At 50.9% G+C, this 218-nt stretch carries 1 rRNA gene; it reads right to left on the bottom strand.

Annotation, left to right across the window (positions count from 1 at the left end):
- Positions 1 to 96: ribosomal RNA gene (gene rrf / locus HU762_RS26595) — 5S ribosomal RNA — on the bottom strand; the annotation flags it as partial.
- Positions 97 to 218: the final 122 nt, after the last annotated feature.

Raw genomic sequence — 218 nt, 5'->3', positions numbered from 1 at the left:
CACATGGGGAAACCCCACACTACCATCGGCGATGCATCGTTTCACTGCTGAGTTCGGGATGGGATCAGGTGGTTCCAATGCTCTATGGTCGTCAAGAAATTCGGGTACCGAATCGTGGCCAGTTGGCCTCGCTTCAGCAAATTGGGTATGTGATAGCTTCGGTGTTTTTGTGAGATTCGAACTTTCGGTTCGTTTCGTCTTCACACACCGCAATCTGG

Source organism: Pseudomonas sp. SWRI92, assembly GCF_014268685.1.
Lineage (GTDB): Bacteria > Pseudomonadota > Gammaproteobacteria > Pseudomonadales > Pseudomonadaceae > Aquipseudomonas > Aquipseudomonas marvdashtae.
This window is presented reverse-complemented; position numbering and strand designations above follow the sequence as displayed.